13 protein-coding genes are annotated in these 15,740 nt (G+C 36.8%); 6 read left to right on the plus strand and 7 right to left on the minus strand.

Annotation, left to right across the window (positions count from 1 at the left end):
• Nucleotide 1 precedes the first annotated feature (1 nt).
• The 3 genes from IEV15_RS12015 (at nucleotide 2) to IEV15_RS12025 (ending at nucleotide 3,874) form a co-directional block, all read left to right on the plus strand.
• On the plus strand, nucleotides 2–481 hold the full coding sequence (locus tag IEV15_RS12015) for a DUF305 domain-containing protein (protein ID WP_188362773.1): 480 nt from the start codon (nucleotides 2–4) through the stop codon (nucleotides 479–481).
• Nucleotides 471–2,690: a multicopper oxidase domain-containing protein gene (locus tag IEV15_RS12020; protein ID WP_188362774.1), complete on the plus strand. Its 2,220-nt coding sequence runs from the start codon at nucleotides 471–473 to the stop codon at nucleotides 2,688–2,690. Before IEV15_RS12015 ends, IEV15_RS12020 begins: the two co-directional genes overlap by 11 nt.
• 302 nt (nucleotides 2,691–2,992) lie before the next feature.
• Nucleotides 2,993–3,874: a hypothetical protein gene (locus IEV15_RS12025; protein ID WP_188362775.1), complete on the plus strand. Its 882-nt coding sequence runs from the start codon at nucleotides 2,993–2,995 to the stop codon at nucleotides 3,872–3,874.
• Between the two features lie 260 nt (nucleotides 3,875–4,134).
• On the opposite strand, the gene IEV15_RS12030 is transcribed toward IEV15_RS12025, so the two are convergent.
• Entirely contained in the window at nucleotides 4,135–4,335 is a 201-nt protein-coding gene (locus IEV15_RS12030) for a hypothetical protein (RefSeq protein ID WP_188362776.1), read from the minus strand.
• Between the two features lie 16 nt (nucleotides 4,336–4,351).
• Between IEV15_RS12030 and IEV15_RS12035 the strand changes: the two genes are divergently transcribed.
• From IEV15_RS12035 to IEV15_RS12045, 3 genes are all read left to right on the plus strand, one after another.
• Nucleotides 4,352–5,641, plus strand: coding sequence for a phage tail-like protein (locus tag IEV15_RS12035; protein WP_505661211.1), 1,290 nt, complete (start codon nucleotides 4,352–4,354; stop codon nucleotides 5,639–5,641).
• A 451-nt stretch (nucleotides 5,642–6,092) separates the two neighbouring features.
• Nucleotides 6,093–8,144 (plus strand): M48 family metallopeptidase, encoded by a 2,052-nt coding sequence (locus IEV15_RS12040; RefSeq protein WP_188362778.1) that lies wholly within the window; start codon nucleotides 6,093–6,095, stop codon nucleotides 8,142–8,144.
• A 43-nt stretch (nucleotides 8,145–8,187) separates the two neighbouring features.
• Nucleotides 8,188–8,988: a hypothetical protein gene (locus IEV15_RS12045; protein ID WP_188362779.1), complete on the plus strand. Its 801-nt coding sequence runs from the start codon at nucleotides 8,188–8,190 to the stop codon at nucleotides 8,986–8,988.
• A 90-nt stretch (nucleotides 8,989–9,078) separates the two neighbouring features.
• Here the strand turns inward: IEV15_RS12045 and IEV15_RS12050 are convergent, their stop codons facing one another.
• The 6 genes from IEV15_RS12050 to IEV15_RS12075 form a co-directional block, all read right to left on the minus strand.
• Nucleotides 9,079–9,927 carry a hypothetical protein gene (locus IEV15_RS12050; RefSeq protein WP_188362780.1) on the minus strand — a complete coding sequence of 283 codons (849 nt, stop codon included), beginning with the start codon at nucleotides 9,925–9,927 and terminating at the stop codon, nucleotides 9,079–9,081.
• Nucleotides 9,928–9,942: 15 nt separating this feature from the next.
• Nucleotides 9,943–10,446, minus strand: coding sequence for a zinc-ribbon domain-containing protein (locus IEV15_RS12055; protein WP_188362781.1), 504 nt, complete (start codon nucleotides 10,444–10,446; stop codon nucleotides 9,943–9,945).
• 278 nt (nucleotides 10,447–10,724) lie between these two features.
• Entirely contained in the window at nucleotides 10,725–12,023 is a 1,299-nt protein-coding gene (locus tag IEV15_RS12060; protein ID WP_188362782.1) for an erythromycin esterase family protein, read from the minus strand.
• A 404-nt stretch (nucleotides 12,024–12,427) separates the two neighbouring features.
• Nucleotides 12,428–13,147 (minus strand): hypothetical protein, encoded by a 720-nt coding sequence (locus IEV15_RS12065; protein ID WP_188362783.1) that lies wholly within the window; start codon nucleotides 13,145–13,147, stop codon nucleotides 12,428–12,430.
• Between the two features lie 799 nt (nucleotides 13,148–13,946).
• Nucleotides 13,947–14,555, minus strand: coding sequence for a LysE family translocator (locus IEV15_RS12070; RefSeq protein WP_229734150.1), 609 nt, complete (start codon nucleotides 14,553–14,555; stop codon nucleotides 13,947–13,949).
• A gap of 31 nt (nucleotides 14,556–14,586) precedes the next feature.
• Complete coding sequence (locus tag IEV15_RS12075; protein ID WP_188362784.1) at nucleotides 14,587–15,606, minus strand: quinone-dependent dihydroorotate dehydrogenase; 1,020 nt, start codon at nucleotides 15,604–15,606, stop codon at nucleotides 14,587–14,589.
• Nucleotides 15,607–15,740: the final 134 nt, after the last annotated feature.

Raw genomic sequence — 15,740 nt, forward strand, 5'->3', positions numbered from 1 at the left:
TATGGAAAATAAAAAGGAACATTTAAACAGCAATTACAGTACATTCTTTGTTATGCTCGCTTGCTCATTTGTGGCAATGTACATTACAATGTATTTAAATACCTATGCCATAGACCATGTCTATTTTAGCCTCACACGCTTATATATGACTTGTTTAGGAATTTCGACAATGGCAGTCATTATGTGGTTTTTTATGCGACACATGTATAAAAATAAGAAAAAAAACATTGCGATACTCGTGGTTAGTTTTACGATCTTTGTGAGTGCATTGGGTTTAGTCCGAGCACAGCAACCATTTATTGGAGATCTACTATGGATGAAAGCAATGATTCCACATCATTCAATTGCTATTTTGACGAGTGAACGAGCAGCTATCCAAGATCCTGAGGTTAAGCAATTGGCAGAGGCAATTATAGAAGCCCAACGCAAAGAAATTGAAGAAATGAAAACAATGATTAGACGATTGGAAAATGAGAAATAAACAAATAATTTACGCTTTTTTATTTCTTTTATTTGGAAATATCGTAGTCGGCCAACAAGTTGTCCGCTATGACCTCTATGTAAAAGACACCCTTGTCAATTATACGGGAAAGCAAAAACGAGCCATTGCTGTGAACGGTCAAATTCCGATGCCTACCCTTACCTTTACAGAAGGGGATATTGCCGAAATACATGTGCATAACCAACTCAAAGAAAGTACTTCTATGCATTGGCATGGCATTTATTTACCCAACCAAGAAGATGGTGTCCCATTTTTAACGCAAATGCCAATTGCACCCAATACGACACATATTTACCGATTTCCAATCGTTCAAAACGGTACGCACTGGTACCACAGTCACAGTGGATTGCAAGAACAAATCGGCATGTATGGTTCGCTCATTTTGCTCAAACGACCTGATGATAAAACCTTTCGAAAAGGTATTGATGATATCCCTGCCGTTCCCATTATTCTCAGCGAATGGACCGACTACAAACCGGAAAACGTGCATCGCATGTTGCACAATGCTTCCGATTGGTTTGCGATAAAAAAAGGAACGACACAAAGTTATGCCGAAGCTCTCCGAGCGGGGCATTTTAAAACCAAACTGACCAACGAATGGAAACGCATGTTGGCAATGGATGTGAGCGACATTTATTACGATCAATTTTTAATCAACGGAAAAAACGAAAGTCAGCTTTCCCAATTCAAAGCAGGTGAAACGATTCGGCTGCGAATTTCAAACGCGGGTGCTTCCTCCTATTTTTGGTTGCGGCATGCCGGAGGTAAACTCACCGTTGTAGCCAATGATGGCAATGATGTAGCACCCGTAGAAGTGGACCGATTGCTTATTGGTGTCTCCGAAACCTATGATGTTCTGGTTACCCTTCCGGCAGAAAATACGTCCTATGAATTCTTAGCCACTGCTGAAGACCGAACCAAATCGGCTTCCATCTATTTGGGTGGCGGAATCAAACAATTAATTAGTCCGTTGCCCAAGCTGAACTATTTTGAAGGCATGAAAATGATGAATGACATGATGAAAATGAACGGCGACATGCACGATATGGGAATGAAAATGAGCTTACAACAAATGGACATGAATGCGGTGATGTATCCCGAAATCACGGATAAAAAGAAACCGATGGAATCCAACCATTCCGACCATTCGAATCACAACATGGATGCCTCTGAAATCGTGACGCTAAACTACGCGATGTTGAAATCGCCAACCAAAACCAATCTGCCGGAAGCAGCTCCTGTAAGGGAATTTCGTTTTGAACTCACCGGAAACATGAACCGTTATGTCTGGAGCATGGACAATAAAGTACTGGCAGAATCCGATAAAATCCTGATAAAAAAAGGAGAAAACATTCGTATCACGCTCTTCAATAATTCCATGATGCGGCATCCGATGCATTTACACGGTCATGATTTTAGAGTAATCAACGGTCAAGGCGATTATGCACCTTTAAAAAACGTGATAGACATTATGCCGATGGAAACCAACGTCATTGAATTCAATGCCAATTTAGAAGGCGACTGGTTTTTTCATTGCCACATTCTCTACCACATGATGGCAGGAATGAACCGCGTATTCAGTACGGAAGACCAAGCACCCAATCCGCTTTTGCCTAATAAAGCATGGGCCTACAAAAAGTTACAAAGGGAAAGCAACGAAATGCATTTCATGATTCAAAATGACTTTGCTACTAACGGAAATGACGGTATGGCGATGTTGCAAAACACCCGCTGGAGTTTGGGAACCGAATGGCGTTTGGGCTATCACAATGACCACGGTTATGAAAGCGAAACCCACATTGGGCGATACATTGGCAAAATGCAATGGCTAATGCCTTTTATTGGTTTTGATTGGCGGTACCGAAAACTAGGACATAATGCCGTAGAAAAAAACCTCTTCGGACAAAAAAACACCAAAGACAGTCGCACGCAAGTCAGTTTGGGTGTCGCTTATACCTTACCTCTCCTGGTCATCATTCAATCGGAACTCTACCATGATGGCAACGTTAGGATACAACTACGACGGGAAGATATCCCTATTTCAAAAAGAATCAGAGCCGCCTTTATGATAAATACCGACAAAGAATACATGTTTGGCATGCATTATATCGCCGGAAAAAACATAGGATTCCGAACGCATTACGACAGCGATATGGGCTTTGGTGTGGGGATGCTGGTGAATTATTGATTGTTGGATAATTCGATTGTTGCTATTATAAAACATGCAATCCCTCTTTCCACCTCACCACCATGTAGGAGTCCCGTAGGGACGGCACATATTGTAGCAACGGATTTTAATCCGTTGGTATCGTACAAATGATCTTGTAGCAACTGATTTTAATCTGTTGGCATCGAACAAATCATATTGTTAAAACGGATTTCAATCCGTTGGTGTAACCAAAATATAATGTAAAAACACCTTCTTACAATTTAAAAAAAGTGTAGTTTTGGAAGATAGGTGAACTATAAATTCAAAACTACCCTTTTTCCATGAAAAAAGTATTTGTACTAAGCTGTTTGTGCCTCAGTTTTTCTTTGTTTTCTCAAAACCCTGTTAATTTATCAAGTCCGGTTACCCTAAAAAGTTGTGCCGATAAAACAACCAACAATTTTCCCGAACTTAAAAGATGTTTTACGTCCTATTTAAGCAATGAAGTTGCTAAAAGTATTAATTCGACCGAAATAATGAATGACGTGCCTCATGACCTACAATTTACTATATTTTATCATGTAGCTACCAATGCCATGATACATCGGGATTCAACAGTGCTTCGCAGACATTCAAAGTACACCTCAGTAATTGGCCTTCTTGACCAACAAATTGATGCTCTATTTAACCGAATCAATCAAAAAACGAAAGCCGGAACAGCTTTGGTAGCTGCAAAAAATAAAAATGGTGAGTTGACAGAAGAAAAATCCTCCTTACCGCTAACATTGGTATCGGTTGGTTTTGATGATAAGGAAATCAAAAAGCAGATTGAGGCTGTAGAAAAAGAATTTCAACAAAAAGCCATCTTTGCTCAAAAAGAAGGGGAACATTATGTGTTATTTTATCAATCAACTCGCAACAGCACCTTCTTTACCTACCAATTGGACCCAACAACTAAACAAGTTACCTTTCTTAAAGAATACGCCGATTTTAAAAAACTTCTTGAAGCCTATCCCAACGTAGAAGAGGGAATCAACCAACCCAATTATACCTTGTCCTATTTTTTCTATAAAGAGTATGATTTCATGTATGAAATTCAAAAGAAAGAAGAAAACTATCTCGTGTTACAACACCGTTACAAAACACCTTCAATCAATATGATTTTTGAAAATTTACTTTCTATTTATCATTCCTATTTTCAATATACTTTATTGAAAAATTAGATTGAAATGGTTTACTGTCGGTGGCTAAAACAGTCGGATTGAAATCCGACATATCATTCCGTTACAACCGAATAAAATCCGTCAAATTATTACGATACAACCGGATTGAAATCCGGCCCTACAATAAATTCGAGCCTACGGCTCTGGGAAATGGCATACTATTATCCAAAAATTCAATCCAGCTTTACACCCCCCCCCATGTCAAAGTCCCGTAGGGACGGCACATATTGTAGCAACGGATTCTAATCCGTTGGTATCGTTCAAATAATATTGTTAAAAGGGATTTCAATCCCTTGGGGATTAAAAATAGCATTTATATCTGATTTAGTTGTATCTTTACTATCCCCAATCTTACTACCTATGAAAACAAAAACTATTGTTTTTTGTGCAATTTTTTTTATACAATTTTTTTCCAATGCCCAAATTGGAATCGGCACCACTGAACCACATAGTTCTTCCATATTACACATTGAATCCATATCACAAGGTCTTCTACTACCCAGGATGAGTAAAGCTGAAAGGGATGCTATCATTGCCCCTGCGGAAGGGTTACAAATTTATAATCTGACTAACAATTCCTCCGATATATTTAGCGGTGGCGATTGGAAATCCTTTTCCTTTTCAGTGAACTCCAACTTGGTTTATGTTTACTCACTTGCAGATTTACCTTCGCCGGTAGGCACTACTATCACCTTGGATGCCACTAAAATGTATGTCTTTTCCGGATTTGTTGATATCAGTCCCAATGCTATTATTATAAATGGTGCAGGACTTCGTGGAACTGACCCCCAAAAAGACATGATAGTTTCCAATGTCAGCGGTGCCGTACTGAGAAGTACGGATACCAGTATATTTATCGAAAATTTAGCGGTCGTTCCCTTTAGTGCTTCCACCAAAGCCTATGATTTTTCAGACAGTACCGGAAATATGTATTGTAATGTTTTTTCAGGATCTTCAGTAGTGGAAATTATGCCATCATTAGGAGTTGGTCAAATTTCAGGATTTAAAGCCATTACCTTTACTAAAAACTTTTGGAAAGTTACAGATGGATTAAAAATAACAGGGAATGTTGGTAAATTTGCAGTTGCCTATTGTTTTATTGAAAACATAACAAACGGGTCCGCCATTGAATTTTTATCAGGTCTAATCATCGATGATATCGATTTGTCAAACAACTATTTCATTTACAACGGACAAACCGGTATTAAGGTAAATGCAGGAGCAACGATTGACAGAGGACGATTAACCACAAATATGTTTAGGGGCGTTACCACTCCATTGCAAGGTATTGATTCGTATTCAAAAGGATGGAGCATGAGACAAAACACCAACATACCAGACTCCAGAGCATTTAGTTTCATTTATTTCAACAATAATGAAACACCTACCACACTTACAACAGTAGGCACTTTTTATAAAATTGCCGGAACAGCAACAATTGTAAATCAAAAAAGGTTTATAACTGCCAATAGCAGGATGACTTACAATGACGTTGAACCCATCACCGGTAAAATAGTTGTAACTATTGGAGCTAAAGCACCCGCCAATAATTCAGACTTTTCAATCGGGATTGCAAAAAATGGAACTATGATTACAGCACCCATAGCTTCTATGGCTGCGGCAAGCAATAACCAATCCTTTCAAATTACATTGAATACCGAGGTGGATTTAGTTTTAGGGGATTACATTGAAGTTTTTATAGCCTCTAATAATTCAAATACCTCTTCCGTTATAGTCAATGATTTACAATTTAGAGTAACTGATTAAAACTTTAAAAAAAGCTAATTATAAGGTTGCTCATTCCCGTTCAAACAAGCCTTTTAAAGGTTTGATTGGTGTTTAGCTTTATTAAAAAGCCGTATAATAAATTTGAACCTACGACTCTGGTAAATGCATCCCTAAAGTCAGTAACCTAATACAATTTTGCTAAATTCAATCCCTCATTTCCACCCGCCCCATGTCAAAGTCCCGGAGGGACGACACATCTTGTAGCAACACATTTTAATCCGTTGCTATCGTACAAATCATTTTGTAGTTTTCCAATTGCTAAAAATGACCCTATTATTTTTTTTATTCCTACAATTAATTCTTAGGTTTGTAAAGTAAGTTATCCTCTACAGCTTGGAGGGTTCTGAAAACAGAGTCGTACCTTTTCCGGAACCGCTTACAATCAATTTGTGTGTTTAGGTATTCCCTTAAAAAAAAGCTACGTATCACTATGACCATTCAAATCTCTCCGGAATTTAAAAAACAAACTGCCAAAGCTATAGCTGCAATTTTTTTGTTTGTTGTTTTTTACCTCGTATTAGTCCTACTTGTCATAGCAATCACTATAGGTTGTTTTTATGCCGGAATAAGTTTAATTGTAATAAAACCGATGTTTTTCACCTTGGTTATAGGAATTGGTTTGGCCGGTTTAGGTTGTATGATAACGGTTTTTTTATTTAAATTTTTATTTAAAAGAAACAAGACCGATTTGTCTAATTACATGGAAGTAACCCGAAACGATGAACCACGACTCTTTTCTTTTATAGATGAAATTGTAGCTACTACGGGAACTGATTTCCCAAAAAAAGTCTATCTGTCGTCTGAGGTAAATGCCAGTGTTTTTTATGATTCCAGTTTTTGGAGTATGTTTTTTCCAATTCGAAAGAATTTACATATTGGCATGGGATTGGTCAATTCAATCACGCACGATGAATTGAAAGCCATAGTAGCTCATGAATTTGGTCATTTTTCTCAAAAATCAATGAAGGTGGGCAGTTATGTTTACAATGTCAATCAAATTATTTACAATTTATTGTATGACAATGAATCCTATTACAACCTCATGTCAAAAGTTGCAAATTCAAGTAATTATTTTGCTTTTTTCGTAGCTATTGCTCAAAAAATAATTCAAGGTATTCAGTGGTTATTACAGAAAATGTATGGAATAGTCAATACCAGTTATTTGGCATTATCACGAGAAATGGAGTTTCATGCGGATGAAGTAGCCGCCAATGTTACGGGCTATTTACCCTTAAAAAACTCGCTATTGCGGTTGGATTTAGCAGAGAAAGGATATCATAACGTTTTGAACTTTTATGATGGAAAACAAGCCGATGCTCTTGTCAGTTCCAACATTTTTAAAGAACAAGAATTTGTTGTTCACTTTTTGGCAGCAAAACAAGGGATACCGGTTGTGAATCAATTTCCTGATGTTCAAATGAAACACATCGCCCATTTTAACAGCTCAAAGTTGGTGGTTAAAAACCAGTGGGCCTCACACCCGGAATTGACCGATCGAATTTCGGCATTAGAGCGATTAAACATAGAAAAAAGCAATCCAAACAACCAGCCTGCTTCCACTATTTTTATGGATGTTGAGCAAACTCAACAGGCATTAACCCATAAATTATTTGCTTCGGTTACTTATGCTATTACTCCACAAAAACATTCTCTTGAAGCATTTCAAGAAACGTTTACTGCTTTCTATACCAAAGAAACTTTTCATGAAGATTTTAATGGTTATTATGACCAACACAGTCCTGTAGCTTTTACAACAAATGATCCGCCCCATTCTTTGGCTACTTTTGATAGGCTATTCTCAAAGGAAGCTTGCTCATGGAGTAAAGAATTAGCCATTCTTAACAGTGATTTACAACTCTTGGAAGCGATAAAAAACAAAACCGTAGCAATCGCTAACTATGACTACGAAGGCATTAAACACAAAGCCAAAGAGGCACCTCATACTATAGCTATTATTAAAGAAAACATAGCATTACTTCAGGATAAACTCAAAAAAAATGACCAAGAGATTTACATTTATTTTTATACAAAAGCTCAAGAACAAGGCAAATTGAATGATTATAAAGCGGTGTGTGATACCTATCTGGACTTTGATGCTACCTATGATGCTAATTTAGCATTATACACCACTCTTTTTGAACGATTGGCTTTTACCAATGATCAAAATCCTCATGATAAAATCTACATGAATTTTGTTAATTTCAACCCTTTTGAAAAACAATTTAAAGAGGCTTTACAGCAATTATTGACCCGAATAGCCTTGACCGATGAACTTCCGGAAGCCACACAAAATAAAATCAGTGAATTTAGTACTACTCGACACACCTATTTTGACGGCGAAAAGTACTTGGAATCAAACTTAGAATTGTTTTATGAAATGACCCATTATTTTCAATATTTAAACCAGCGTATTTATTTTTTAAATAAAAAGAAATGGTTGGACTATTCTTTAGAAATAGAGGGACGAATCACCGGAATATAGTAGTCAGTAGCTGTTTAAAACCAACAAACAAAAATAGAACCTTATGAAAAAATGTAGCCTTTTAGTCGTATTCCTTTTTTTAATTTCAAATGGTCAAGCACAAGAAGAACACTTTGAACGCGTGTTTGATTCTATTATACAAGAAGCTGATTTACTCTATCGTTATGAGAAAGCGGTTTGGAATTCCACAGATCGATTGATGGCTGACAAAAAATTAAAAAAAGACTATGGAGGCTATGTAGTTCATCATTCCGGTGATACTGTATCTGTTTGTTACATGACGAAAGATTTAAAACAACGATTAGCTTTGTATAGTTACAAGGGTTCAAATCTTACTAACCCTTTCGAGATTACTACTCAAAAATCGGAACTAACGCCAATTGAGCAGGAATTAATAAACATCAAAATAAAAATTTTAAATCAATTATCAAATCCGGACTACCAAATAGGGTTTCCTGATGGATTCAATCCCAATTTTGTGCTGATAAAAGATAAAAGCAGTTACAAATTATATATCATAATGGGTACTTCAAAATCAGGCGTTATTCCCTTTGGCAATGATTATCTTTTTACAACCGATGCCGACGGTACAATTGTAAACTGGAAGAAATTTCATTCCAGAATGATTCCGGCGGAATCAAAAGGGCCTAATGGTGAAAAAGTGATTTCAGCTATTCACTCTCATTTAAAAACGACACCTCATATTACAGCTACAGATATCTGCACTTTTCGCTTGTATGGTGAATTATGCGGAATGGATGAATTTAAAGTACTGTGTACCGCCACAAAATATTATTATACGTATAATAGAATTACCAATTCAATAGTGGCAGAAAAAATGTAACTATAGTTACCTGTTCAACTAAGTATACTTGCAACATCAGTTTACCTCTAAAATTGGGTACTACCATTGTTATGCATTAATTAGACTGAACTACTCCCCATAAAACACATGCAAACGCTCCTCCTCTTCCGGTTCGATATTGTGTTGTGCCACTTGTGTATAATCGCCTGCTTTCATAGCATATAAATTAGTATCATACCCATAAAAGGCCAAATAAAATTCCGTATAACCAAATTGCTTTCGAAGGACTTTTTCGGTACGTGCAAGTAATTCCTCTTTAGCGGCTTTCGTGCTTTTATGGATGTTGGGTACATACGCCACTAAGAGCACCCGTTGTCCGTTATTCGCGGCTTCCAGTTCGTAGCCTTTCGCATTGCTTGTTTTAATCTCGCTATTCAAAAGTGACTGTAAGTAAACCGCGGCTTCATGCTCGGGCGTATCAGAAGTGCGATATGTGAGCTGCAAAAACTGTCTTTCTGCCGTTTCATAATTGCTTTCAGAAACAGTTTCCGCCACAACAATTTCATCCAAAACCTCATCGGTAGCCGAAAGCTCCGTTTCATAAATTACAGGAGCGTTCGTTTCGGGTGTTATGCCCATCTCCTGTTTGAATTCATCAAATTGCGTGAGCATCACATACACCGAACCCACTCCAAAGATAATTAACAATAGGTAGGTATACCATTTGTGTTTGGTTTGTTCCACCACACGCTGGATGCGATCGGCGGCACTTCGTTGCGTTTTTGCATTGATGTGGTTTTGCTTCTTGCAATGCTTACAATGTACCTCAATTGCTTTTTCGGTGGGAAACACCGGAAGTCCCAACACAAAAAACTTGGAATATACCGTCACATACAATTGTTCCTCCCCACAGCTTTCACAAGCCACAGTGGCTAACTTTTGGGTCGTTAATTCTCGTTTAAACACGCCTACTATCATGATTTGCTTGGTGTTTTAGTTTTTAAAAAAAGTAGTAATCGAATCGATGGGCTCCACGTTTACATCCTCATTCAGGGCTGCATCACCATCCTCATAAATCAGCTCGTCATTCTCCCCTACATCCCTAAGTTCTTGAACTCGTGATTGTATTTCAGGGTCTTCTTTCAAGTCGTTATAATAATAACCCACCAATACCGCAAAGCCCAACAGCACTACTAGCACGCCCATACAACCAAAAAAATGCCACCAAGGTCTTTTGGCGGGTTTAAAAGCCATGGCTCTATTAAATTTTTCGTTTAAATTGACATTCCATCGGCTTTTGGGTAGCTCGATTCGGCAATGAATACACTCAGCGGTCGTACTCTTATACAACGGCACCACCGGCACAAAGAAGAACGAAAAATAATGACCTTTCACCGTAAAGCGGTGTTGTAGTGTTTGATTGCAGTTCGAACAAGTGCAATCGTCTAAATAGAATTGTTTCAGTTTTGAATTTCCGATTCCAAATAATAAAATCATTTCATTGGGGTTGTGAATGGTGCGTCAAAAATAGTATTTTTTTTGGAAGGGTTGTAAAACGTTCCCAGCCCTTAGCGGTAAATGTTATACAATCCGTTTTTCCATTTTCATATTCGCTCTTTCATAAATTCCGATTTCCAACTCAATCTCATAAAAACCATATCTTCGATAGAGATGTAGGGCCGATTTTATTGTTTTATTGTAGATTCAATCCATTCCTTTAGTGATTTAAATAGAAATCGATGTCTTTTTCTATTGTCAATTCAATTTCTTTATATTCACTCCCCAATCAAATCATTAGTCGGAAGCCTGATATTTTTTACAAAGATCAATCCATCATACATCGCTGAAAACTTCTTTTGATACAAATGATTTTTATTGGGATTAAACCCTCCACCACCTGCCACTAGTTGTTTCGTTTTCTTTTTAAAGAAATCAGAGGCATCACCTCCTAAAGCACTAAACATATCAATAAAATAAATGTCGTCTTTTGTTTCAAAAAGTGTTTTGGCATACGTGTTAGCAAAGGGTTCCTTTAATTCCACTTTTTTCCAACTCGGTTTTTCGTCCGAATCAGAAAAATAACCGGCTAAGGTACCTGTACCAAAATCAAACCCAACACTATAATAATCGTTTTTAAAATATTCTTTCAAATGCCTACCTAGATTGTAAATGTTTCGTCCGCTATAATTTCCAAATTGCTTGTTATTAATATGTTCGTTATGCGACCTAATAAAAGCCTTTCCATTTTTTGATTTATTTTCTAAGATCCACTTCACATTTTCAAACATTTTCAAATCCCTATCTTGACTGTAATGATTTTGTACGTAATAGGTATATTGTATCAAATAATTCAAGGCTCTTATTGCAGCATTGAACTCCTCAATCGCCTCGTTTGTAACACCTGCTCTAAAATCAAGTAAAATACGCTCCACTTCATTTAGTTTAGGAATTTGAATCGTTGCCCAATCCGTTTTTGCTGCATATTTTACTTCCTTTGCTACACAACTGTCAACTACAACAAGAAGCTCTTCACTTACAGGAACAGCATATTTTTCAACTAAATCACGTATTTCTTGATTGCTATTTTTCACATCTTGAATGTCCATCCCATAAAAGCGAATTTGCTCTTCGCTACTTTTAGTAAGGTTATAATTTCGCATCCATTCCAAAAGGTCCACCACTTCTTTGCAATACCAAAATCCAATACTAAAATTGTTGGCAATAGTGGCTGCGTCTCCTTTTCCACCGCTAATCCACTCATTAATTCCCGCTTCTGAAGTATAGGAATCCTCCATAATAAACACTTTGACATCTTGGGTTGTAACCAAATATTTAAAGAATTTAGCCTTGATATCAAAAAATTCTTTCCCTTGATGCGTAGCTTCACCAAATCCGAAAATTTTTGCTGCAGCAAACTTTTGAGGAATGTTAGTATGAAATAGCTTCAGGTTGGTATCCGGATTGGCATCTTCAATTGTAATGGCATGCTCATTAATCCAGCCTACCGCTTTTTGATCTTGGGCATAGGTAGCAAATAATAAAAAAAAGAAAAGGACTGAAATAAAGGGCTTCATAGGAACACTGTTTTTTTTATGTTTTTAGTATGTTTTAACTGCTTGCCATAGATTGGACGATTTATTACTAATGATTCCAAGTACAAAATTGGCCTTGAATTTTCCGAGAAAATTCGGTATCATCCCAAGTCTAGCAAATGTTAGAAACTGTTGCTAGCCACAGTACTTATTTACTGGTAAAATCGGAAATTTTTAAAAATATATGTTTGAAATTTTTCCAACTAGTTTCAGAGATAAAAATTTCATCACTATAAATTTTAGTGGCAAATTCTTCTTTTGATAACGCTATGTTTTTGCCTTCTAAGTTATAGACATTTGCGTCTATAATAACATTCTTCCCTGCTTTATTTCTAGTATTATTATCATTTCCAATACTGATTTTCCACCAGCTGTTGTGCGATGTACTAATTCCAATCTATTAAAATTAAACGCCATTTTTCTTCAATAGTTTGGTTTAAAAAATATAAAAAATTCAGCTTGTCTTGTTTAAATCTTTTGTCGTTAAATTTTACATTACTTAAAATTGTCTGTTTCATTTTTTTTGCATTTTCAGGTGTTATTTCATTAAAGATTAACGGATCCTGAAAAATTTTCTTTAGATTTTCGTCATAGTTTCCAATATCTCCATAAATAATTTTATCAAGTTCAGGACTATTATCTCTTAATATTGAAAAAAAAGTTGAATTGAATTGAAAATTTCCTAAACTCGTTTGAGTCCATTTATACTTGAACTCTTTAGGCAAACATTTAAAATAAAAAAAATAATCCAAAGAACCTGTAAAATATTCTTCTTGATTTTCAAAATATGTTGCTTTTATTACGTTTTGCGAAAGCTGATATTCATATTGATTAGGTTCTTTTGTGTTTTTTAAAAAATCATAATTTTTAATATTTATTCTTTCATTGTTGGTTCCATTATATAAACTGTCAATTATCATTTTCTTTAATTCAGGGTTATTAAAATTTAACTCTTTATTGTTTTTGAAGAAATCATCTACAGAATTTTTATTTAGAACAATGAATGTGAACTGGTCTTGTTTTGTATCATAATACGCTTCATTTTGAGCACAAGAATTCAAAAATAGTAATTGAAATATTAAGATTATAATTTTGTAAAATTTCATTTTGTTCTGTTTTCTGTTCTGTTTTTCAAGTATATCGCACAACCTTTCCCTCCACCCAGAGTTGTCCCTTCAAAAATAGCACTGTGCTCTGCGAATGTCGCTGACTTCGCAGCAAAACACTTCCTAGTTTTTAAATTGCTTTCAACTGGTTAATACCTTCAAATATAAAAAACTTTCCCATCCAATTCAAAATTTACCAAGCTTTTTCCCATAAATATTACAAAAAACACAAATCAATAACCTCACAATCAAAAAACTAAAAAATCATTAAATCAAAAATAACAAATAATCAAAAAAACTAAAAAATCATCAAAAGCCAATACACTCAATTCTCGAAGTCAAATCACCTACACCAATATTAAATCTTTCCGGTTCTCTTCGGGTTTGGTTCGGGGTTGTGGTACCCCTTGTTACTCACTTATTCCAATCTGTTTTTCAAAAATACATCCTTTTCCGAACCAATCCGCAGGTTATCTGCATGTTATGGTAACAATATAGTGAACAATTGAAGTCTTTTTCCATCCATAAAAGAAACAAAAACTATTAAAAGAAACATAAAAGTGCTTACTAGGAGGCAAAGCCATAGCATCCCCATAGCAAAGCCGTAGTTGTGGTACCCTATGTTAAAATTTTATTCCAATGATACCCTTTGTTCAAACAAGTCAACAAGTTAGAAATAAACCCGTTTCGCATTGCTTTATTTTTCTGTAATTGAGCGAAGCGTCTCAAACGTCACAGAATACTATGTATATGGTTAATCTACACCCCCCAAAACAAAAGCAATAAAAATCAGTCAAACTCACAACAAAATCAACACCGCAATCCCCACAAACACCACAACCTGCAAACCTTTCAAAAACAAAGCAAACCTTTCGCTTGTGCGAAGAAACCCCGTCAAGCGGTCCGCCACAATACTGACAGCCGCAAATATTAAAAAGGCCTGCACCATAAACACCAACCCAAGGATATAAATCTGTTGCGTCACATTCCCCAACTTCTCATCAATAAACCCGGGAAAAAAAGCCAAGAAAAAAAGCGTCACTTTCGGGTTTAACACGTTCATGATAAAACCTTGTTGCACCAAAGCCATGGGCGACTTAGTAGGCACCGCATCAGGAGCCACAGCCACGGTAGCAGGAGCCCGATATACTTGATATGCTATCCAAAGTAAATACACCGCACCTAAAATCTTAATCCCCATAAACACCACTTCCGATTGCTTCAACAAAGCCGAAACACCCAACGCAATCAAGCTTGTATGCACCAATATCCCCAACACCAAACCTGCTGCTGTGGCAATGCCATACTTTTTCCCATTGGAAATACTCTGCGTCATCACGTATAAAATATCCGGTCCCGGAGAAACCGTTAAAGCTACAGATGCGATAAGAAAAGGAATTAATGACACTTTTTAGGAATTACGAATGGAATGGTACAAATTAGGCGTTTTGCAACAACCTTTTGTTAATTGCCTTAATCAAACGAGGTCCTTCATAGATAAATCCGGTATAAAGTTGTACCAAACTGGCTCCGGCATTAAGTTTTTCAAGAGCATCCTCCGCCGTATGAATACCTCCCACCCCAATGATTGGAAACGCTTTATTGCTTTTCTCACTCAAAAAACGAATCACTTCCGTAGAACGGTTCGTTAGCGGCTTCCCACTCAATCCTCCCATTTCCGATTTATTCTCCGACTGCAACCCTTCACGAGAAAGTGTCGTATTGGTAGCAATCACTCCTGCTATTTGGGTTTCTTTTACAATCGCGATGATATCCAACAATTGCTCATCAGTTAAGTCAGGAGCAATTTTTAAAAGAATCGGTTTTTGTTTGCTTTTAGCAACGTTCAAGTTTTGTAAGGTCTGTAACAATTGAGTCAGCGGTTCTTTATCTTGCAACGCTCGTAAGTTCGGCGTGTTGGGCGAACTCACATTCACCACAAAATAATCCACATGCGGAAACAAGGCTTCAAAACACACCTCATAATCAGAAGTCGCTTCTTCATTGGGAGTGTTCTTGTTCTTCCCGATGTTCCCTCCAATCAAAACGCCGTTGTTCTTCTTCAATCGTTCCACCGCTTCTATCACCCCGCCATTGTTAAACCCCATTCGGTTAATAATAGCAGCATCCTCTTTCAAGCGAAACAATCGTTTTTTGGGATTCCCTTCCTGAGGTTTCGGTGTTAATGTACCAATCTCAATAAAACCAAATCCGAAGTTGGCGAGTTCACGGTACAATTTGGCATCTTTATCAAAACCTGCAGCCAAACCAACAGGATTTTTAAATGTCAATCCGAATACCTCCCGTTCCAATTTGGGGTGTTTCACCTCATAAAGACTTTGAAAGAGTTTCCCAAATCCCGGTAGCCTATTCAAAAAACGAATGAGAGCAAACGTGAAATGATGCACTTGCTCCGGATCAAAACAAAACAATAACGGACGAATAAGTAGTTTGTACATGGTTAGTGGTGTTGTGCTGCAAAAATAGGGAAAATGTAGGGTTTTGAAAATGTTTTTTTTTGAGGGGCTGAGTAGCTGAGTTACTAAGTGGCTGAGTTATTACCTAAAGTGGTCGAGCTATTTTCGCCATCACC

Source organism: Flavobacterium orientale, from assembly GCF_014638005.1.
GTDB classification, from domain to species: Bacteria; Bacteroidota; Bacteroidia; order Flavobacteriales; family Flavobacteriaceae; genus Flavobacterium; species Flavobacterium orientale.